Origin of the sequence: Corallococcus sicarius (genome assembly GCF_003611735.1) — a bacterium.
GTDB classification, from domain to species: Bacteria; Myxococcota; Myxococcia; order Myxococcales; family Myxococcaceae; genus Corallococcus; species Corallococcus sicarius.
This window is the reverse complement of record NZ_RAWG01000033.1, coordinates 20,198-39,941: the sequence shown is the minus strand read 5'-3', so window position 1 is coordinate 39,941 and position 19,744 is coordinate 20,198. Positions and strand designations below refer to the sequence as shown.

15 protein-coding genes are annotated in these 19,744 nt (G+C 66.9%); 5 read left to right on the top strand and 10 right to left on the bottom strand.

Annotation, left to right across the window (positions count from 1 at the left end):
* Nucleotides 1-76 precede the first annotated feature (76 nt).
* The gene (locus tag D7X12_RS07555; RefSeq protein WP_120624581.1) at nucleotides 77-1,642 is read left to right on the top strand and encodes a hypothetical protein; all 1,566 of its coding nucleotides are present in this window, start codon (nucleotides 77-79) and stop codon (nucleotides 1,640-1,642) included.
* 73 nt (nucleotides 1,643-1,715) lie between these two features.
* Nucleotides 1,716-2,819 carry an alpha/beta fold hydrolase gene (locus tag D7X12_RS07550; protein WP_244224420.1) on the top strand — a complete coding sequence of 368 codons (1,104 nt, stop codon included), beginning with the start codon at nucleotides 1,716-1,718 and terminating at the stop codon, nucleotides 2,817-2,819.
* A gap of 18 nt (nucleotides 2,820-2,837) precedes the next feature.
* Here the strand turns inward: D7X12_RS07550 and D7X12_RS07545 are convergent, their stop codons facing one another.
* On the bottom strand, nucleotides 2,838-4,412 hold the full coding sequence (locus D7X12_RS07545) for a hypothetical protein (protein ID WP_147443561.1): 1,575 nt from the start codon (nucleotides 4,410-4,412) through the stop codon (nucleotides 2,838-2,840).
* Nucleotides 4,413-4,574: 162 nt separating this feature from the next.
* Here D7X12_RS07545 and D7X12_RS07535 point away from each other — a divergent pair, with 162 nt between their 5' ends.
* Nucleotides 4,575-5,090 carry a GNAT family N-acetyltransferase gene (locus tag D7X12_RS07535; RefSeq protein ID WP_120624577.1) on the top strand — a complete coding sequence of 172 codons (516 nt, stop codon included), beginning with the start codon at nucleotides 4,575-4,577 and terminating at the stop codon, nucleotides 5,088-5,090.
* Here D7X12_RS07535 and D7X12_RS07530 read toward each other — a convergent pair.
* Entirely contained in the window at nucleotides 4,988-6,127 is a 1,140-nt protein-coding gene (locus D7X12_RS07530) for a hypothetical protein (protein WP_120624576.1), read from the bottom strand. The genes D7X12_RS07535 and D7X12_RS07530 overlap by 103 nt on opposite strands.
* Nucleotides 6,128-6,502: 375 nt before the next feature.
* On the opposite strand from D7X12_RS07530, the gene D7X12_RS07525 reads away from it, so the two are divergent.
* The gene (locus D7X12_RS07525) at nucleotides 6,503-6,742 is read left to right on the top strand and encodes an HlyC/CorC family transporter associated domain-containing protein (RefSeq protein ID WP_208718867.1); all 240 of its coding nucleotides are present in this window, start codon (nucleotides 6,503-6,505) and stop codon (nucleotides 6,740-6,742) included.
* Between the two features lie 10 nt (nucleotides 6,743-6,752).
* Nucleotides 6,753-8,321, top strand: a complete 1,569-nt coding sequence (locus D7X12_RS07520) for a protein adenylyltransferase SelO (protein ID WP_120624574.1) — start codon at nucleotides 6,753-6,755, stop codon at nucleotides 8,319-8,321.
* Nucleotides 8,322-8,572: 251 nt separating this feature from the next.
* On the opposite strand, the gene D7X12_RS07515 is transcribed toward D7X12_RS07520, so the two are convergent.
* From D7X12_RS07515 to D7X12_RS07480, 8 genes are all read right to left on the bottom strand, one after another.
* Entirely contained in the window at nucleotides 8,573-8,863 is a 291-nt protein-coding gene (locus D7X12_RS07515; RefSeq protein WP_244224419.1) for a hypothetical protein, read from the bottom strand.
* Nucleotides 8,864-9,059: 196 nt separating this feature from the next.
* Complete coding sequence (locus D7X12_RS07510) at nucleotides 9,060-9,833, bottom strand: hypothetical protein (protein WP_244224418.1); 774 nt, start codon at nucleotides 9,831-9,833, stop codon at nucleotides 9,060-9,062.
* Between the two features lie 9 nt (nucleotides 9,834-9,842).
* Nucleotides 9,843-10,871 carry a restriction endonuclease gene (locus D7X12_RS07505; protein WP_120624573.1) on the bottom strand — a complete coding sequence of 343 codons (1,029 nt, stop codon included), beginning with the start codon at nucleotides 10,869-10,871 and terminating at the stop codon, nucleotides 9,843-9,845.
* A complete protein-coding gene (locus D7X12_RS07500) occupies nucleotides 10,868-12,412 on the bottom strand; it encodes a restriction endonuclease subunit S (protein ID WP_158619992.1) in 1,545 nt (514 codons plus the stop codon). Before D7X12_RS07500 ends, D7X12_RS07505 begins: the two co-directional genes overlap by 4 nt.
* Nucleotides 12,413-12,416: 4 nt before the next feature.
* The gene (locus tag D7X12_RS07495) at nucleotides 12,417-13,850 is read right to left on the bottom strand and encodes a class I SAM-dependent DNA methyltransferase (protein WP_120624571.1); all 1,434 of its coding nucleotides are present in this window, start codon (nucleotides 13,848-13,850) and stop codon (nucleotides 12,417-12,419) included.
* A gap of 4 nt (nucleotides 13,851-13,854) precedes the next feature.
* Nucleotides 13,855-17,238 carry a type I restriction-modification system endonuclease gene (gene hsdR, locus D7X12_RS07490; RefSeq protein WP_120624570.1) on the bottom strand — a complete coding sequence of 1,128 codons (3,384 nt, stop codon included), beginning with the start codon at nucleotides 17,236-17,238 and terminating at the stop codon, nucleotides 13,855-13,857.
* A gap of 129 nt (nucleotides 17,239-17,367) precedes the next feature.
* A complete protein-coding gene (locus D7X12_RS07485; protein ID WP_120624569.1) occupies nucleotides 17,368-19,161 on the bottom strand; it encodes a M4 family metallopeptidase in 1,794 nt (597 codons plus the stop codon).
* A gap of 118 nt (nucleotides 19,162-19,279) precedes the next feature.
* Entirely contained in the window at nucleotides 19,280-19,744 is a 465-nt protein-coding gene (locus D7X12_RS07480; protein ID WP_120624588.1) for a cupin domain-containing protein, read from the bottom strand.

The following is a 19,744-nucleotide window of genomic DNA, read 5'->3' as shown; positions in this document are numbered from 1 at the left end:
GGAATCCAGGGGCCTGGCTTCGTTGGGGCGGGGGAGATGGGCCCGCTCCGGGCCGTCTGCCCAGAAGGAGCCCCCCATGAGACTTCGTTCCTGCCGCCACCTGGCGCTCACCGGCCTCGTGTTGCTGGCCACGGGCTGTATGACGGGCCCGCTCAACGGCACCACCACCGAGGCCCAACCCCAGGGGAAGAAGTTCGTCTTCCAGGGCTACCACAACCAGCCCGCCATCCCCGTCCAGGTGCAGGTGCTCAAGGACGCGGAGCTGGATCCGTCCGTGGCGGCCCACTGGGTCGTCATCGCCAACACCGTCACCAGCACCACGGAGACCCACTACAACAGCCCGGATCCGCTCTTCGCCTGGAGCGTCGAAGCCACGCCCGTGACAGGGCTCGCCAACGCGGCGCGCTGGCCCGTGGGCGGGGTGCTGCGGGTGCGCGCCGTGGCCAAGGATCCGGACGGGGACCGGCTGCTCACCACCTTCGATGACGTGACGTTCTCCGACTGCCTGGGCGAGCACGCGGGCGAGGCGTGGGACCAGGTGGGCGCCGCCTGCGAGGGCATGGGCATCAGCACCGCCTCGGTGGTGTCCACGCTGCTCAGCCCCGTGGACTCCGCCAACCCGCCGGACTACCTGGGCCGCAAGAACTCCATCTCCGTGGCGGAGACGAACGAGTACTACGCGCAGACCCAGGCCCCCGCGACCCTGGCCCTCTTCCTCACCAAGTTTGGCTTTGATGGGACCGAGGACACGGCCACGTACTTCAACGACGGGGACCTGGGCATTGGCCGGGAGATGCACTGCAAGCCCATCAGCAGCGGCCGGGGCACGGCGTGCTACGTGAAGAACTACGCCGCGCGGGACGCCAACAACAAGCCCATCTTCGGCGGTGACTCCAACGTCGCGCTGGCGGATGCGGTGGCCCACACGAACGCGTTCGCCACCGTGGCCATGGTGTACATGCCGCCCCGGGAGGCGCCCAACAGCGTGAAGTTCATGGTCTACGACGGCGCGGGCAACCTGTCGCCCACGGCGGCGTTGGACAACCAGGGCGAGCGCGTGTCCGTCCCCAACAACTGCCTGAGCTGCCACGGCGTGAACGCGAACTACAACCCGGCCACGAACTCCGTGTCGGGCGCGAGCTTCCTGCCCTTCGATGTCTTCAGCTTCCGCTACTCCTCCGCCCCGGGCTTCAGCTTCGCGGCCCAGGCGGATGCCCTGCGCCGGCTCAACGCGCGCATCCTGCTCACGCGGCCCGCGCCGGCCATCGTCGACTTCGTCGAGGGCACCTATGCCCCCAAGCTGGTGACGGACCCCACGGCGGTGGCCAACAACACCTATGTGCCCGCGGGCTGGACGACCACCCGCAAGCACGGGGTGGGGCTCTACAACGGCGTCGTGAAGCAGTACTGCCGCACGTGTCACATGTCGGCGAATCACGCGGGCGATGATGCCTTCCTGGAGCGCTACGACTTCCTGGAGTCCACCGACTTCGACTTCTTCAGGCTCGCCATCAAGGCGGACGTCTGCGACTCCACGCACTCGATGCCGCAGGCCGAGCACGTGATGAAGAAGATGTGGAAGAGCGGGGCCCGCGGCTACCTCGTCACGGGGTTGAACCTCACCACCTCCTGCAAGCCGTAGCGGCGGGAGGCGAAGGCCTCCTTCCGGGGTCCGTTCTGGCAGGATGCGGCGCGGACCCCCCGAGGAGGCCTTGGTGAACCTGCACCCGAGTCGTGCGAGCGTCGTTGGAGTCCTGGGCCTCTTGGGGGCGCTCGTCGCGGGCGCCGCCGGGGCCGAGGTGACGCGGGCGGAGTTCCTCGTCCCCGTGGAGCCGGGCCTCGAAGTGTCCGTGCGCGAGGTGAAGGACACCGGGATGCAGGTGGCGGGGCTGGCTCCGCTCATCCTCCTGCACGGCGCGCGCGTCCCGGGGCGGGCGTCCTTCGACCTGCCCGTGGAAGGGGGCTCGCTCGCGGCCGACCTCGCGCGCGCGGGGCACTCCGTCTACGTGATGGACGCGCGGGGGTACGGCGGCTCCACCCGGCCGCTGGCCATGGGCGTGCCCGCGAAGGGCCGGCCCCTGGTGGGTTCGCACGAGGTCGTCCAGGACGTGCACGCGGTGGTGGGCTGGGTGCGGGCGCGCACGGGCCGGGACCGCGTCGGGCTGCTGGGCTGGGCCACCGGCGGGCACTGGGCGGGGATGTACGCCAGCCTCCATCCGGAGCGCGTGAGCCACCTCGTGATGCTCAACGCGCTGTACGCGGGCAGCGCGCAGCACGCGATGCTGGGGCGGGGCACGGACTTCGAGGATCCGAAGCGTCCGGGGCACTTCAACGCCGAGGCGCTGGGCGCGTACCGGTGGAACACGGCGGCCTCGGTGGTCGCTGTCTGGGACAGCACCATCACCGTGGAGGACAAGACGCAGTGGAGGGACCCGGAGGTGGCCGCGGCCTTCCAGCGCGAGGCGCTCGCGAGCGACCCGCTGGGGCCCACGCGCAGGCCAGCGGCCTTCCGGGCCCCGTCCGGGGCGCTGGAGGACAGCTTCTACCTGGCCACGGGACGGCAGCTCTGGGACGCGGCCTCCATCACCGCCCGCGTCCTCATCCTCCGCTCGGAGAACGACTTCTGGAGCCGGCCCGAGGACGTCACCCGCCTGCAGGAGCACCTGGTGCACGCGGCCAGCGTGAAGGCCGTGGTGTTCCCGCAGGCGACGCACTTCGTCCACCTGGACCGCCCGGAGCGGGGGCGCCGCGTCCTGGTGGACGAGGTCACCCGCTTCACCGGCGCCCGGGTGGGCCCGCCGGCGCGGCCCGTGAAGTAGGGCCGCGCCTTCAGGCGGTCAGCGGTTCTCCAGGGCCCGGCGCAGGCCGTCCTGGATGACGGACTGGAGATCCTCGGCCGTCAGGTCCGGGTTCTTCTTCAGCTGCTCCTTGGCGTAGTTGGACCACTCGCGGATCTCCCGGTCCGTGGGCTGGCGCGGCTTGTCCGCGGGCTGGTTCATGTAGAGCTCGAACACCCACGCGAACGCCTGCTTCACGAACTTGTCGAGCGGCGCGGACTCCGCCGGCCCGCCCACGCCGCGCATGTCGGCGCGCACGGCGTCCATGATGGCGGCGGACAGCTGCGAGGGCGTCATGGTCGGCTTCTTCGCCAGCTCCGCCTTGGCGAAGTCGGTCCACTTCTTGATCTCCGCGGGCGTCGCGGCGCGCTCGCCGCCCCCGTAGACCTTGGACGACCAGCTCACCGCCTCTTCGATCATCTTCTGGAAGTTGGGCTGTCCACCCGGGCCGGACGTCGCGCCGGTGACTTCATCGCGCACGGCGTCCTGGATGGCGGCCTGGAGCTGCGAGGCCGTGTAGGTCGGGTGCTCCGCCATCGTCTTGTCGGCGAAGGCCGTCCACTTCTTGATCTCCGCGGGCGTCGCGGTGCGCTCGGTGCCCCCGTAGACCTTGGCCGCCCAGCTCACCGCGTCCTTGATGAACTTCTCCACGTTGGGCTTTCCGCCCGGGCCTGACGACATGCCCGTCATGTCATCGCGCACGGCGTCCATGATGGCGGAGGACAGCTCCGAGGGCGTGAAGTCCGGGTTCTCCTCCATCCACTTGTCGGCGAAGGCCTTCCACTTCTGCTGCTCGGCCGGCGTCGCGGCGCGCTCACCACTCCCGTAGACCTTGGACGACCAGCTCACCGCTTCGTCGATGAGCTTGCTCACGTTGACCTTGCCGCTTGAGCCAGACGTCACGCCCGTGGCCTTGTTGCGCACGGCGTCCATGATGGCGGAGGAGAGCTGATCCGGCGTCATCTCCGGATGCTCCGCCATCGTCTTGTTGGCCCAGGCCGTCCACTCGGACATCTCCGCGGGCGTCGCGGTGCGCGAGGCGCCCTCGTAGCAGGTGGCGGTCCAGCTGACGGCCTCCTCCACGAACTTCTGGATCTTCGCCGGGGTGACGGTGTCCCCGCCGTTGCGGCGCTTGCGCAGCTCCGCGACGAGGCTCTCGCGCAGGTCCACCGCCGTCATCTCCGGGTTCTCCGCGCGGAGCTTCTTCGCGAAGTCCATCAACTCCGCGTGCTCAGCGCGGGAGGGGACCTTCGTGCCCTGGTAGACCGCGTTGTAGGCCTTGTCGATGCACTCGGTCATCTTGTCATCGCGCAGGGGGCCCAGGAGGCTGGGCAGCACCTCCGTGGTCACCGCCGCCGGCTGGGCCAGCGCCACCTTCGCCGCGGGGGCGGCCGACATCGTCTGCTTCACGGTCGTCGCCACCACCGGCTTCGCCGCCGGGGCGGCCGAGGACTTCACCATGCCAAACAGGTTCGCGAGCTGCCGGGCCACACCGCTCTTCGCCGCGGCCGTCTCCGTCTTGGACTGTTGCTTGGGCGCCGTAACTCCAGGCTTGCCGTCACCGATTTTCGACATGATGTGTCCCCCTTGGGTGTGAATGCCCGTTAACGGGATTATCGCCCGAGCCCTTGAATTGGTGCTTGGGCTGTCATTGGGATCAAAAGGCCCGTTTTTTACAGAGCCAAGGTGGTTTTTGCGCTGTGGCTGGAGCGTGGGTGGGTCGCTAGGATGCCAGGGATGATTTCCATCCGGAGAATCGACCAGGCGACCCCCGCCGAGCGCGAGGGGCTGGTGGGGCTGCTCATCGACACGGTGGACAGCGGCGCGTCGGTGGGCTTCCTGGCGCCGCTCGCGCCCCAGGCCGCGGCGGAGTACTGGCGGGACACCCTGGCGTCCCTGGGGCCGGGGAAGGTGTTGTGGGTCGCGGAGCAGGAGGGGCGCATCGTCGGCTCCGTGCAGCTCGCGCCCAGCCTGCGGGAGAACTCGCCGCACCGCGCGGAGCTCCAGAAGTTGTTCGTGCACTCGAGCGCCCGGGGGCAGGGCCTGGGGTCGCGGCTGCTGGACGAGGTGGAGCGGTTCGCCCGGAGCCGGGGCATCACCCTGCTGGTGCTCGACACGCTGGCGGGTTCGAAGGCAGAGGCTGTCTACCTTCACCTCCAATGGCAGCGCGTGGGCGAGGTCCCCGGCTGGGCGAAGGACAACGACGGCGTCCTGCGCCCCACCGTGTATTTCTTCAAGACCCTGAGTCCGTGAGCCTCCCCGTCTCCGGCCCAGTCCGCTGACACCGCGAGCCGGGTGTCCGTGCCCGGAAGGCGCCACGTGGCATAGCCAAACACGCCCGGCTCCGCGAGGAAGGCCTCCAGCGCCGGGTCGTTCGCGAAGCGCGGCTCCTGACGCATCCGGTCGTCCAGGAAGACGAGGTCCACGTGCTCGCGCCGCAGATACCTTGAGAGGGATTCACCCGCTCGCAGGGTCCAGACAGGGATGCGCCGGAAGGGGGCCCCCAGGTACACCGGCAGGCCTCCCTGCGTGTCCAGCACCCCGATGGAGCTTCCGGCCGCGACGCGCGCGCCCATGCCCAGGGTTTGAAGGGTGCACACCCGCTGGAGGACCTGGCGCTCCGGTGGGGAGCCCCGGCCCTGGCGGTGCACGAGGTCGGGGACGGCCAGCACCACCACCGCCGCCAGGAGCGCGGACAGGGCCAGGCCGCGCCGGCTCGTGCCCACGGGGGCGTCGGGCCCGCGCACCGCGGTGGTCAGCGTGACGAGGACGGCCACCCCCATCACGCCCTGCAACACGAGGTAGTGGTGACGGGGCTGGAGCAGGACCGAGGACAGCAGCCCGGGCAGGAGCACCACGCCCACCGCCAGCAGCGCTCCCACCACGCGAGGCTGCCTCAGGGCTCCGGGGAGCCTCCGCCAGCGCCACGCGAGCACCGCCACGGGGAGCCCCAGGAGGGCGATGAGGAGCACGTGCCCCACGTGCTCGCGCGTCCAGGGGCCCGCGCCTGGCAGCAGCGGCCGTCCGTTGTAGCCAGAGGCGAAGACCTTGCGGGACTCGCGGGGATGGTTCTCCACGTTCCAGCGCAGGTGCGCGAAGAACTCCGACGGGTTGGCGCGCAGGGCGGCGCCGAGCGTGTCCGCGTCACCGAAGACGGGGCGGAGCACCTCGTTGCATTGCGCCCAGGGATTGACCTCCACGCGGCCCGTGCGCTTGCTGTAGCCGTCCGCGAAGTGCTGACAGAACGCGTAGAAGCGCCGGTTGCTGGTGTTGCCGAAAGGGTTTCCCATCCGGATCCGGCAGCCCGCTCGTGGGCAGCATCAACGCCCGGTGGAGGTAGTCCGCTTCATCCCAGAGCGCCAGGTCGAGGACGGCCTCCACGCCCTGGCCCAGCTTCAGGCACGCCAGCACGAGCGCCGCGAGGCACAGTCCTTCCGCGAGGAGCGTGGGAAACCGCTGGCGCGGCGGCGTGGAAGGGGAGGCAAGGGACACGGTGTGTCGGGGTTGGCGGCGTGAGGAGCGCTCCTGGGTAGCAGTGCCTGGGATTGAGATCCAAGGCGCCGCCGACCTCTGACGACCAGCCGACAGCGACGTAGGACGCCGGGCCAATGTCTGGCGGCGTCGTGCTCCCTTGCTCGAGAGTCTGGAGGTTGGCCCGGCGCTTCATGTCAGAGGTGGGTCGGGAGCTGGGGCTCGACCTCCTGCATGACGAGGTGGACACCGTGAGCGGGCTCGTGCTCGCGAAGCTGGGCAGGCCTCCTCGCGTGGGGGATAAGGTCGAACACGCGGAGGCCCTCTTCGAGGTGACGGCCGTGGAGGGGCATGGCGTGAAGGAGTGCCGCACCCGGCACCCGCAGCCCTCCACCGTCACCCTGCCCGAGGAGGGTGTCGCCCAGCCGGCTTGAGGAAAACGCCATGTCCCAGTTCACCTCCCGCTTCATTGACTCCACGCCGGGCGACCCGCTCTCGGACACGCGGTCGCGCCAGGTGCATGGGGCCCTCTGGTCCCGCGTCCAGCCCACGCCCGTCTCCGCCCCCCGGCTCGTCGCCCTCTCTCCGGAGGTGGCGCGGCTCCTGGGGCTGGAAGAGGAGGCGCTGCGCTCCGACGCGTGGGTGCGCGTGCTCTCCGGCAATGCGCTGGAGCCGGGCATGGTGCCGTACGCGGCCAACTACGGCGGCCATCAGTTCGGCCAGTGGGCGGGACAGCTGGGGGATGGCCGGGCCATTGGCCTGGGGGAGCTGCGGGCCCCCGACGGGAAGCTCTACGAGCTGCAGCTCAAGGGCGCGGGCCGCACGCCCTACTCACGCCGCGCGGACGGGCGCGCGGTGCTGCGCTCCTCCATCCGCGAGTTCCTGTGCAGCGAGGCCATGCACCACCTGGGCGTGCCGACGACGCGCGCGCTGTCGCTCGTCGCCACCGGGGACGCGGTCGTCCGGGACATGTTCTACGACGGGCACCCCGAGGAAGAGCCCGGCGCCATCGTCTGCCGCGTCGCTCCGACCTTCCTGCGCTTCGGCAACTTCGAGCTGTGCACGAGCCGGGGGGACGTGGCGCTGCTCAAGCAGCTGGCGGACTACACGCTGACGCAGTTCTTCCCGGAGCTGGGGGCGCCGTCGAAGGACACCTACGCCGCCTTCTTCAGCGAGGTGGCGCGGCGCACCGCGAAGCTCATCGCGCAATGGCAGGCGGTGGGCTTCGTGCACGGCGTGATGAACACCGACAACATGTCCATCCTGGGCCTCACCATCGACTACGGGCCCTACGGCTGGGTGGACGACTTCGACCCCAACTGGACGCCGAACACCACGGACGCCGAACACGGCCGCTACCGGTTCGGCAACCAGCCCGCCATCGGCATGTGGAACATCGAGCGGCTGGGCGTCGCGCTGATGCCGCTCTTCGAAGGCGACGAGGGCCTGTTCCAGGCGGGGCTCGTTGAATACCAGCGCACGCTGAACGCGGAGATGATGGCGCGCTACGCGGCGAAGCTGGGGCTGTCCACCCTGGTGGACGACGCGGACGTCGCGCGGGTGAACGCGTGTCTGGCGTGGCTGGCGGAGGAGGAGACGGACATGACGCTCTTCTTCCGGGGCCTGTCGCGCGTGGCGGCCGCCCCCACCGCGCCCACCGTCTTCCCGGACGTGCTGCGCGAGGCCTTCTACGGGCCGGTGCCCGAGCCCCACCTGGCCCAGGGCCTTCAATGGCTGACGTCGTGGTGGGAGCGCACGCGGCGCGAGGGCGTGGACCCCGTGGAAGTCGCGCGCCGGATGGACGCGGTGAACCCGAAGTATGTCCTGCGCAACTACCTGGCCCAGGAGGCCATCGACGCGGCCCACGCGGGGGACGACTCGAAGGTGCACGCGCTGCTGGACGTGATGCGCCACCCCTTCGACGGACAACCGGGCCGCGAAACGTACGCAGCCCGGCGGCCTGACTGGGCGAGGTCCAAGCCCGGCTGCTCCGCGCTCTCCTGCAGCTCCTGACTCCTGGAAGCGCAGCGAGCTGAAGCTGCCCTCGGGGAAGCCGTGGTCCAGAGTCGATGTACGCCTGACGCCCGGCATAGAGCCCGACGCCCTCTCCGCCATCGTCGCCGACGCCTGGGCGGAGGACGCGAACAGGCCCGCGACCAGCCAGAGCAGGGGTCAGACGCGCAGGGCGCTGGGTGTCCCATCCGTGCGGTGGTGGGAAGCGCTTGGGGGCCGGCGAGAGCGGGCCGCTGTGTCTCCGCGTGCTCTCAGGGGTGGTACGGGTAGCGCGCCAGGACCTTTCCCTCAGGCGATACTGCGTACAGCTCGAACCAGTGTGGAGAGGGATTGAAGCCGGGTGCCGCCCAACCGCATTTTTCTACACGCCGGTTGATTTCAACAAAGTACAGCCCGCCGTGCTGTCCAACGACGACCTCCATGGCCTTGGCGGAGTACGAGCAGTCCTTCGCATACTCCTTCGGGAAGCTGGCGAGCAGCCTTTGCAGCGCGGCATGCGCCGCGAGGATGGCCGGGCCATCCAACGTGGCCAATGGGCGCACGTCATCAGGCCATTCAATCCCCTCCGCGATGATGGGGGCACGCGCAGGGCCTCCCCCATCGGCCCTCGCGGCGCTGGCTCCCGCATCCCTGGTAGTCGTTCCCGTGGGAGGGGTGCTCACGCCTCCATCCAGCAGGAGTGTCATGAGAAGGAGGTAGTACGGAGGCTTCATCATGGGGCCGTGCTCCAAGGCGCTTCTACCACTTCAGCTCGGGTGAGCATTGGGGCAGGAGGGTTCTGGGGCTGCGCATCCCGGACGCCTCCCGGGGATGACAAGTGGCTTGAAACTCCCAATGGTGCTTGTCCTCATTCCATTGGAAGACCTCACCCGCTGGATTCCATTTGTAGAAGCGGGGCGCATCCTTGTGCCCGGTGGCGAGCCACGCCCACGCAGGAATCAGCTGGTTCCGCGAGTCCCGCGCCAGCCGGCCGCTGGGGCTCGCGGCATAGGAAACCATGGTCCACAATCCGCTCTCCATCTTCAGCGCGGGAAACTGTTTCAGGTCCTGGCTGCTCATCCGCGTCCCGCAGGGGTGATTGTGGGCGAAGCCAATGACAGGGACATCCCGGCCGAAGGACTCGTCATCCACCCCACCGAAAGGGGGCTGACAGGCGTTCTGCTCCTTCAGCAGGTTGCGGATGGGCCACGAGACGCGCCAGTCCTGCGGTGTTCTGTAGAGGGCGACACAATATTCGGCGGCATCCGGGCGTGGGCTCCCCGTGTTGGCATCGCAGGCATCCGAGGCACCCGGTAGGGCCATCAAGCTCCTGAGCGTTGGCAGCACCAGGTCATCCGGAACACTGGCCGCGTCCGAGACCACGATGGGGACGTTCTCGTGCACCCAGGGACCGGGCGCCACGGCGAGGTCGAACCGCCCCTCCAGGATGGGCAGCTCGGACCGCAGGAAGTAGCGCCGGGGGCTCGCACATGCCAGGGCGAGCATGAGCACGGGGAAGAAGGAGGGGCGCAAGGTGCCGGCCTACCGGGAGGGCCAGTAGAAGCGCTGGAGCGGCACAAGGGCGCGCGTCGGCGAATCAAGCTGTTCGTAGCGGTCGAGGAGCAGCTCGCGCAGGCGGGGCAGTGCGATGAGCGTGAGCGCGACAGAGGAGCGCTCTGCCTCGTAATGGGCGTCCTTGGTGAAGCCGCCGGTGCTCACGTACAGGCACTTGTCGCGCTCCTTGCGGCCCCCGAGGAAAGAGCGGATCTCCTTGGTGCCCATGGGAGTGCCGGGCCGGTGCTTCACCTCAACGAAAATGCGCGGTTCCTGGAGGCCCAGGCCGTCTGGCGACGCAAAGATGTCCACACCGCGGTCCGGGCCTTCCTCGGACACCTGGGTCCGGTAGCCCATCGAGCGCAGGATGCCAGCGACCAAGTGCTGCATCTGCTGCCAGTCGAGACGACTGATTGCGTCCTCGACGAATGCGCCAGCCTTGTCGAACATCTCCGCGCTCAGTTCCGCGTCCGAGCGGGGCTTGCCCTCGATGGGAGGCGACATTGGAGCAGGGGGAGGGGCAGCGGACTCAATAGGGGCATCGAGGGGCACGGTCAGTTCGCGCATCTCGGTCACCACGTCCGGGCCCAGCTTGAACAAGCTCTGGATGGCTCCGAGCGAATTGCGTGCCGCTGCGCTCAGCCCGTCGCGGGATACACGGCCGGCCCACGTTACGCGGCGCATGTGGGGCTTGGATTCGATGAGCTGAGGCGCCCACTCGTAGTCCGAGGTGAGGGAGCCGACGAAGTAGAGGCGGCGCTCGCTGTCGTAGGTGATGACTCCGTCGCCGGCCTTCATCTCGCTGACGAAACGGGCTGACTGGCTGGCCCAGGTGGCGCGCGTGCCCTCGCTCTCCTCGGGGTACTTCTCCGCGTAGAGGCGCAGCAGGTCCGCCTTGGTCTGGGAGGGTGATAGCTTGCCCAGTCGCGCGTCACCCATGGCGACAATGCCGAGCCGCAGGAACTCCTCAATGTTCTCGCTGCCACGTCCGGCGCGGACCATCCAGGTCGTTTTCATGCCTGGTTCCCTGGGTCATTGGTGTGGCTTGTTGCCTTGCTGGAGCGTCGCTGTTTCGGAGTGGATGCGGCGGCCTCGCGTTCGGCGCGGATGCGTTCCAGGAGCACGGAGGCAGGTTCGTCGTTCGGATCCTGTGGGACGAGGTCGCCGCAGAATGCTCTCGCTAGAGCGGCACGCTCGAATCTAGCAATCTGTCCCCGCAGGTTAGTCACTGTCTGATTAATCGTCTCGGTTTTTAAAAGAACTTCGTCCAGCAGATTGACAATCTCGATTTGTTCCTTTTGTGGTGCAATCGCAATTGGTATCTTGTTTAAGTTGTTTTGCGTGAGTTTAGGTTGAGCGGAGCCAGTGATGAAATGGCTCAAGTCTATGCTGTTGAGGTAGTGGGCGAGGTATTTGAGGGGGATTATGTTTTCGGGTGTCTGTACTACGTGGGCGTGGTTGTTGACCCAAAACTGCCCAGAGGCCAGGAAGGCAATTGGAGTGGAGCGACTAAGCAGGTTTGCGCCATCTTCTGCGACGAGCAAGAATTCTCCGTCAAATATGTGGCTGTCGATAGAGTCTATGATGCCCGATGCCCCATAGTATGGGTGCTCCCCTTGTCTGGATTTTCGCTCTTCAGATTTTATGGGTACGCGATCTCCGTCGAAGTTCAATGTGACTTCATCAAAGGATGCCCAGCACCAGCCACGTGGAAGGGGTGGCAGAGAAATCCCTTCAAGCCCCAGTGGAGGTTCGTAGCGAGCTTTCCATGAATCGTTTTTCGGAAGCTTCCCGGCGCACTGCATCTTTTTGATCTGCCGCTCTTCCCAGGAACGGCGCCGTGCAGCACGTATGTGTTCGAGTAGTTTGTTTGCGGGTTCTGCTTCTGGCTGTCCGGAACGCCAGCTTTTCGTGATGTCGCCGCAGAAGGCAAAGTCTAACGTAGACTGGCGTAAGCGCTCCAACAGGGATGGGATGGCGTCCAGTGCTTCCCTGGCGTGGCGATTCCGGGCCAGCAGGGCTTCGAGTTTCGCTACAATACGCTGCTGCTCGGCAAGAGGTGGAAGCGGAACAGGAAGTGCTCGGACCGTTGGGCCGTTGATTTTGGGCATGTTCCCGGCAGTGCCGGTTGCGCGAGCCCGAAAGTGTTCTTTGGCCTGCTGTGAGTTGATATAACGCCAAACGAAACGGCGTGTGATTGGATTGGATATGCGTACTCGCATCATGAGGTCTGGATAGATGTAATGGTTTTCCGGACCGTCATAGATGGCTGCTGCTCCAACGTATTCAAGAGTATTCGAGCGCTGGATTAGGAGATCGCCATTCCTGAGCCAATAGTTCGAGTCGCTTGGTATGGTCTCGTGGATGCGCTTCGTGGTGTCCGGGTTGAGAATCATCTCTCCGGTTGTTGTTGATGATAATTTTAGCGTGGCTGTCCCAGTGGCAGAGGCGCTGCTTACGGGAGAGTAGCCGTTCGTCGGGCCGTCAATGATGATTTCGGCGAGTTCCGCCTGTTGCCAGTTAATGGGCAGCGCTTCTGCGCTCGGAGGGGCTGACATTTGATTATGATGCATCGCTAAGGATTGTGCCGAGTGCGTCAATTTCTGAAAGGGCGATCTTGAGCTGCTCGCGGACCTGTTCGGCAATAATTAAAGGACTGGTCGTTTCGTTGCCTCGGTCGCTGCTTTCGTCTCTAAGCCAAGTGATGTCCAAGTTGTCGCCACGTGCCTTGATGTCAGCGCGGGTGAATCTCCGGAACCGGCTCTCGGGGCCCTCGTCCTTTCGCGAACCATTGCCATTCGGGTCATTGCCAAACGCGAACTCGAACGGTTTGAAGTGCTCGTGCGTCAGCGGCGTGCGCTTGCCAAAGGAAGGCATGTTGGCCCGCAGGTCGTAGATCCACACCGCCCGCGTGTTGCCCTTGTCCGTCTTTCCACGCGTGAAGAACAGCACGTTCGTCTTCACGCCTTGCGCGTAAAAGATTCCAGTGGGTAGCCGGAGGATGGTGTGAAGGTTGCACTTGTCCATCAGGTCCGCCCTGATTTCCGCGCCCACGTTGTCCTCGAATAGCACGTTGTCCGGCACTACCACCGCCGCGCGGCCCCCCGGCTTCAGGCTCCTGTAGATGTGTTCGACGAACGCGAGTTGCTTGTTGCTCGTGGGGAACGTGAAGTCGTCACGCGTAGGCCTTCCTCCGCCCTTCTTTGTGCCGAACGGCGGATTCGTCAGGATGACATCCGCCTTGTCCAGTCCCGCGCCGAGCGGCGACAAGGTGTCCCCGAGCAGCAGATCACCCTCGATGTTGTGGAGCATCAGGTTCATCAACGCCAGTCGCCGCGTGTCCGCCACCAGTTCCACGCCGTAGAACGCTTGATACTTCTGGAACTCCTGCTGCTTGGTCTCTAGTTCAAAGTAGTCGGTCGTCTGTGAACGAACATAGCGATCCGCCGCGATGAGAAAACCCGCCGTTCCCGCTGCTGGGTCCTGCACTCGCTCACCGGCCCGGGGCTTCACCACCTCCACCATGCACTCCACCAGGGGACGGGGCGTGAAGTACTGACCCGCGCCGCTCTTCACCTCGGTGGCGTTCTTCTCCAGCAGCCCCTCGTAGAGATCGCCGATGTGCTCTCGGTCTGCGCTGTACCACTGCAGGTCATCAATGGCCTTCACCAGTGCAGTGAGGATCTTGGGCTGGCGCAGCGTGGTCCCTGCGTCGGTGTAGATCTCCCGAACGCGGTTGGCACCCTTCGTGCTCAGGTCCAGCAGCAGTCGCTTGTAGAACTCAAGCTGCTCCGTGCCGTCCTTCTTCGCGAGGTCGTCCCAGCAATAGTGCTTGGGCAGGACATCCTCGCGCCCCGTCTCCTTGAGCATCTTGAGGAACAGCAGGTAGGTCAGCTCGGTCACGTACTGGTGGTACGTGACGCCGTCTTCGCGCAAAAGCGAGCACAGGTTCCAAAGCTTCTGGACAATGTCGTTCGTGATGTTGCCGTTGCCCATTCCGTCAGCCCGCGTTCTTCCAGAGTGAGTCCGTCAGCTCCCCGAGCACCTGCTCGAGTCGCCCCTCGAACACTTTATCGATGGCGGTATACCCGCCCTTGTCCTTGAAGACGCCCGCCTCGAACGACTGCCGGTCCAGCACCTCGTTGGCCACGAGCTGCTTGCCGATGCGCGTCAGCCACTCCCGCTGCGGGTGCGTCCACGCGCGGCTCGATAGCACCTGCTTCACGGCCCGGTCCACGCGCTCCGAGTAGGGCCGCAGCGGGTCCCCCACCGCCCGCTGCCGGATGAAGCCGATGATGGATGCCGCGATGTCCTCGTTCGTCGTCTCCCTCCATGCCAACCGCAGGGACGCATCCGTGAATCCCGCCGCATCCAGCTCCAGCTTCAGTGCCTTGAGCGCTTCCCGCGTCAGCTCTCTCGGGCGCTGTGCCACCACCGCCAGTGCCGGCAATCGGTTCAGGTTCTCCCGGACGAACCGCTCGAAGGCGTCCAGGTAGTCCTGGGGCCGCTGTCGCCCGGGGCCGTACCCCTGCGTGAGACCCAATAGCGCGTCTTCGTGAGCAGACACGTACACCTTCGGGCCCAGGCCGCTCACCCGGTCCAGCAGCTCCGTGACTCGAGGGTGCGCCGCGAACCAAGCTGCGGCTTCCGCCGTCGTGCACCCCTTCAGTCGGGTCACCGCTCTGGCCGCGGGCTCTCCCGCAGCCGCCTCGAAGGGCTCCGCATTCTTCCCAACGAGCGCATTCTTCTTGCGCTGGAGCTTCGCCAAGAGCTGTTCGAGCACCACCTGCCGAGCCTCGCCATCCGGCAGCGCCTGCAGCTCCTGCACGAGCTGCGAGAAGGGGATGAGCGGGTCCTTCACCACCGGCTTCATCGACGTGACGGGCTCCAGCAGCTTGTAGAGGTCCACCGCGTCGAAGATGCGGAAGAGCTCCTTCACCGTGCCATCACGGTAGGTGCACAGGCGCGTGGCCCGGCCGAGCATCTGCTCGTAGAGGATGCGGCTTTTTACCCGCCGCAGGAACACGAGGTTCGCGATGGGCGGTACGTCGATGCCCGTCGTCAGCAGGTCCACCGTCACCACCACGCTGGGCAGGCGCTCATTACGGAAGTGCCGGATGCAATCCAGCCGGCGGTCCACGCTGCCCGTGATCTTCATCACCGTGTCGTCGTGCAACTCGCCGTACCGCACGTCGAACGCCTTCTTGAGCAGGTCCACCACCATGTCCGCATGGTTGTCCGTGGCGCAGAAGACGAGCGTCTTGCCCTCCAGCGTCGGGTCGATCTCCTTGGCCAGGGCCCCGGCCACCTCGCGGTTGAAACTCTCTGTGAGGACGCGGGTGTTGAAGGCGTCCACGTCGAATCTCAGCTCGTCCGGCAGGGTGATGAGGTCCAGTTGCTGCGTGGACGTGTCAAGTGTGGACACCTTCTCTCCGGCCCCCCACTTGATGCCCTGGGTGCTCAGCTCTGTATCGATGCGGGTGGGCGGGCCGTGGTCCACCAGCCACCCGTCGATGACGGCCTCTCGGTAGCTGTACTGGTATACCGGCGCGCCGAAGATCTGGGTGGTGTGCAGCGCGGGCGTGGCCGTGAGGCCAATCTTCACCGCGTCGAAGTAGTCGAGCACGCGGCGGTACGCGCTGAGGTATTCGTCCTCACTTCGGAAGGATAGCTCCGCGTCGGACATGTCCTTGTCCAGCGTGTATCCGCGGTGGCACTCGTCCACGACGATGCAGTCGTAGTCGGAAACGGCAGGCCGCTCCGCGTCGGACGGCGTCTCGAGGACGCGGCGCACCATGCCCTGAACCGTGGAGACGTGCAGCTTCGTCTCCGGTTCGGGCTTCAGGTCTCCCAGTTCCTTGATGTCGTAGATGTCCTCGAACGTCTTCATGCCATCCACGCGGCTCGACTTGAAAGCGTCCGTCGCCTGTACGCCAAGGGCGGTGCGGTCCACCAGGAAGAGGACGCGGCGGAAGCGGCCCGCCTTCACCAGCCGGTAGATGAGCCCGATGAGTGTGCGCGTCTTGCCCGTGCCCGTGGCCATGGCCAGCAGGCAGTGGCGCCGGCCATCCTCCAGCGCGGACTCCACGGCGCGGATAGCATTGACCTGGTAGTCGCGCAGGCCTGGCAGGTCTACGGGCTCGGTGCGAAGGGCCTTCTGTGCCGCGTCCACGTCCTGCCGCAGGAGATCGCGCAACCCCTCTGGGGTGTGCCAGCCCACCAGCGCGCGCGGATGATTCGTAGGGCGGCGCACGTCCTGGAACCAGATACCGCTCTTCGTCTTCAGCTGCTCCAGGTACGCCCTCCCATTGGTGGCGAAGAGGAAGGGCACGCGGTACTCGTTCCAGGGGCCGCCCGGAAGCGTCTCGTCGCCACGCACGGTGAAGCCACGGCTGTAGCGCTTTGCCTGGGTGATGGCGCCGGGCACGTCCTTGCTCTGGCGCTTGGCCTCCACCACACCAATGGCCTCCAGCCCGACGAAGAGAACGTAGTCGGCACGGCCGTCGGTCGTGGGCCACTCGGCGATGGCCCGGTGCTTTCCCGGCTGCGGTCGGGCGCCGCGCTCGTAGGTGAGCGCTTGCGAATCCACCTCCCATCCCGCCGCGCGAAGCTGCGCGTCAATGAGGTGACGCGTGTCCGCCTCGTCCAGCTCCAGCTTGTCTCCGGCCCGCAGGGCCTGGGTGGCAAGCAACTGGAGCTGCGCGGCCGGTTGGGCCTCTGCCCTGGCACGCAGGGCGGCGAGTTCCCCCGCGAGCTTGCGCTCCGCGTCTTCGGCCAGCTCCTGCCACACGGCACGCTCGCTCGCGTCGAGGGCCGCGCGCTCCTCGGCAGCCAGCCGCGCCCGCTCAGCCTCCTTCGCCGCAGCCTGGGTCGCTTCGTGGGAGAGGTGCGCATCTTCCAGCGCCTGCCGCAGTCGTTCCAGCTCGGCCTTCAGCGCCGCGCTCTCCTTGGTCGGATCCGGTGGAGGAATGAACGGGCCCGGTTCGAAGTCCTTCCGTCCGAACGCGCGGTGGAACCAGATGGCGATGTTCCGGGCCATCTTGAGCTGGTGGAGCGCCTCGCTGTGGGTGCCCTGCGCCTCGTGGGTGGCACGGTTTCCCGTTTCCCGCAGGCCATGGAAGAGGCGCTGCAGGTCTGGTGTGAGGATTCCGCGCGGTGGCGTCGCGAGCTGCTCGATGAGCTGAAACTGGGGCGTCCGGTCCTTCACGGTAACGCCCATGCTGGCCGCAGCGTGCTGGGCCAACACTTCGCCCCACTGACGCAGCTTCATCAGGCAGGTGACAGGGTCGTCAGCGAAGAGTCGCTCGGCCTGTGCGCCCAGCGCGACCAGGAGCGGGTCATGGGCCAGCAGAAACTGGAAGTTCGGAGATGTCGGGGAGGCCATCGCGCATCAGGATAACCCGTTGCCGCGCTGACGGTGTTCCGGGCCTGCCCCCGGCAGCACGAAAAGAAACCGGCGCGGCCGCCTGGGTATGGCGACCGCGCCGGTGGGAGGGGACAGCAAGCCCGTGGATTACTGGCCGGAGCTGACCTTGAAGGTCGTGCCGGAGTAGGCCGTGTAGCCCTTGATCAGCACGTAGTACGTGCCCTGCTTCGCCGGGCTGAGGGTGCAGGACTCGTCGCTGGTGGCGCCCGCCGAGCGGCAGTCGTAGCTCGTGGTGGTGGGCGCGCTGCCGAACTTCACGTACAGGTCCGCGTCACCCGTGCCGCCGGAGAGCTCGAACTTCATCGCCGCCGCGCCCGCCGGCGTGACGTAGCTGAGGTTCGTGTTGCTGTTGCGGCTGCCACCCACGTTGCTCAGCGTGGTGATGACGGTCCACGTCGGCGGGGCGGCGACACCCACCGCGGTCCACGCCTCGTTGACGGACGCGGCGGCGCTGGCCCCGTACAGGTCCGTCGCGGCCTGCGCCGTGGCGTTGCGCGCGTCGGAGAAGGTGCTGCCCGGCGTCAGGTAGACGGTGTTCGCGCGGTAGAAGATGGCCGCGCCCTTCATGATGCTGTTGTAGCGGCTGACCGGGTCCAGCGCCGTCACGACAGTGGTCGTCTTGCCGCGCGGGTGCGTTCCGCCGGAGACCATCAGGTGGAAGGCCAGGTTCGCGATGCCGGAGTTCCAGTGCACGCCGCCGCTGTCGGAGGTGCCCGTGTAGCGCGTGGGGTAGAAGTCGTAGTCCCCCGCGATGGCCGGGTCGTTCATGTAACGAAGGGCGTCGCCAGCCGTGCCGGGCGTCCAGCACTCCTCGCCCACCTTCCAGGTGTTGGCGCTGACGGCGCCATCCCGGTAGGCCTCGATGGCCGCGCCGAAGACGTCGGACATGGCCTCGTTGAGCGCGCCCGACTCGTTGGCGTAGATGAGCTCCGACGACGTGTCGGTGACGGCGTGCGTGAGCTCATGGCCCACGATGTCCAGCACGGTCAGCGCGGTGGACTGCACGCCGTCGCCGTCGCCGTAGACCATCTGCGTCCCGTTCCAGAACGCGTTCACGTAGTTCTTGCTGTAGTGCACCGTCGAGATGAGGTTCGTCCCCAGCCCGTCGTAGCTGTCACGCCCGAACACGTTGGCGTAGAAGTCATACGTGAAGCCCGCGTTGTCGTGGGCCTGGTTCGCGATGGCGTCGCTCGAGGGCGCCTGGCCCTCGCCGCGCACCAGCGTGCCAGGGAGCGTCGTGCGGTTGTTCGCCGTGTACGTCTTCCGGTTGCGGCTCGTCTGGAGGTTGTCGAACTGCTGGACGGCGTCGCCCGAGTGCGCGTCGATGAAGAGGTTCGGCAGCGAGGGCTCGCCGTCCGCCTTCACCGTCTCCAGTTGCACCCGCCACGTCAGGCGCGTGTGCTGGCTGTCCGCGAGGATCTGCAGGTCCGCCCGGGGCGCACCCACCACCGTGCTGCCGGACTCCAGCGCGGCAATGGCAAGCTTCACGGCCTCGTCCACCTTGAGGCGGGGCGTGGTGTCCACCTTGAGGTCGCGGACCAGCCGGTCCGTCACGCTGGCGACGGCGCCGTCCTGGCCCAGGTGGATGATGGCCGCGGCGCCAAAGACGGGGACGCCCTTGAAGCTCTGCGACACGCGCTCATGCGCCTTGCCCTGCGAGTCCATCAGCACCCGGCGGGAGGACACCTCGCCCGCGCCACGGAAGAACTCGGGACGCTGCGCCTGCAGCCGACGCAGGCCCTCTCCCGCGGCAGGCTTCGCCGCCAGTGCGCTGTCCTGCACTCCCGGCGTGGCCGGCAGCGTGTCGTCAATGACTTCGGTACCGCAGGCACTTCCCAGCAGCAGGAGGGGGACGAGCGAAACGAATCGGCGAATGCGCATGGAGGGGCTCCGGTGCGCCCAGGTGTAAAATTACAACCCAGGCTTCTTTGTAGACCCGGCAACCCCTGCATCGGCCACAAGGGTCCTCAGCGAAGGCTTCCCTCCATTCCCGGCGGTCCTACTTCTTCCCCGGATAGGGCGTTCCATCACGGTGGGTGTATCCGGGCTCGCTTCGGATGGAGAGCAGGTCGATGTCCGGATACTCGCAGCGATCCTCCGGGGCGGAGTTGCCGACCTCGAGCACCTTCGCCGGGCGTCCGGACTTGTTGATGAGGTGGTGGCCATCCGGGTCGCCGCGCTTGAAGGCAACACAGTCACCCGCGCGCAGCACCTCTTCGCCGGCGTTGGTGACCAGCGTCAGTGCGCCCTCCATCACCCAGACGAACTCGTCGTCGTGGCTGTGCCAGTGACGCTGGCTGGACCAGGCCCCGGGTTCGATGACGGTGAGGTTGACGCCGAACGCGGTCAGCCCCGCGTGGCGTGCCAGCCGCTGGGTGGATTGGGCGTTGCAGGGCGCGTCGAAGGGCGGCGGATAGCTGCTGCCCGCCTGGGAGGGGATGGCGGAGAGGTCGAGCTTCTTCAT

What these genes read in the sequence shown, in the direction of transcription:
- D7X12_RS07555 (WP_120624581.1), top strand. Translation starts at nt 77, where the DNA reads ATGAGACTTCGTTCCTGCCGCCACCTGGCGCTCACCGGCCTCGTGTTG.
- D7X12_RS07545 (WP_147443561.1), bottom strand. Translation starts at nt 4,412, where the DNA reads ATGTCGAAAATCGGTGACGGCAAGCCTGGAGTTACGGCGCCCAAGCAA.
- D7X12_RS07535 (WP_120624577.1), top strand. Translation starts at nt 4,575, where the DNA reads ATGATTTCCATCCGGAGAATCGACCAGGCGACCCCCGCCGAGCGCGAG.
- D7X12_RS07530 (WP_120624576.1), bottom strand. Translation starts at nt 6,127, where the DNA reads ATGGGAAACCCTTTCGGCAACACCAGCAACCGGCGCTTCTACGCGTTC.
- D7X12_RS07525 (WP_208718867.1), top strand. Translation starts at nt 6,503, where the DNA reads ATGTCAGAGGTGGGTCGGGAGCTGGGGCTCGACCTCCTGCATGACGAG.
- D7X12_RS07520 (WP_120624574.1), top strand. Translation starts at nt 6,753, where the DNA reads ATGTCCCAGTTCACCTCCCGCTTCATTGACTCCACGCCGGGCGACCCG.
- D7X12_RS07505 (WP_120624573.1), bottom strand. Translation starts at nt 10,871, where the DNA reads ATGAAAACGACCTGGATGGTCCGCGCCGGACGTGGCAGCGAGAACATT.
- D7X12_RS07500 (WP_158619992.1), bottom strand. Translation starts at nt 12,412, where the DNA reads ATGTCAGCCCCTCCGAGCGCAGAAGCGCTGCCCATTAACTGGCAACAG.
- D7X12_RS07495 (WP_120624571.1), bottom strand. Translation starts at nt 13,850, where the DNA reads ATGGGCAACGGCAACATCACGAACGACATTGTCCAGAAGCTTTGGAAC.
- hsdR (WP_120624570.1), bottom strand. Translation starts at nt 17,238, where the DNA reads ATGGCCTCCCCGACATCTCCGAACTTCCAGTTTCTGCTGGCCCATGAC.
- D7X12_RS07485 (WP_120624569.1), bottom strand. Translation starts at nt 19,161, where the DNA reads ATGCGCATTCGCCGATTCGTTTCGCTCGTCCCCCTCCTGCTGCTGGGA.
- D7X12_RS07480 (WP_120624588.1), bottom strand. Translation starts at nt 19,744, where the DNA reads ATGAAGAAGCTCGACCTCTCCGCCATCCCCTCCCAGGCGGGCAGCAGC.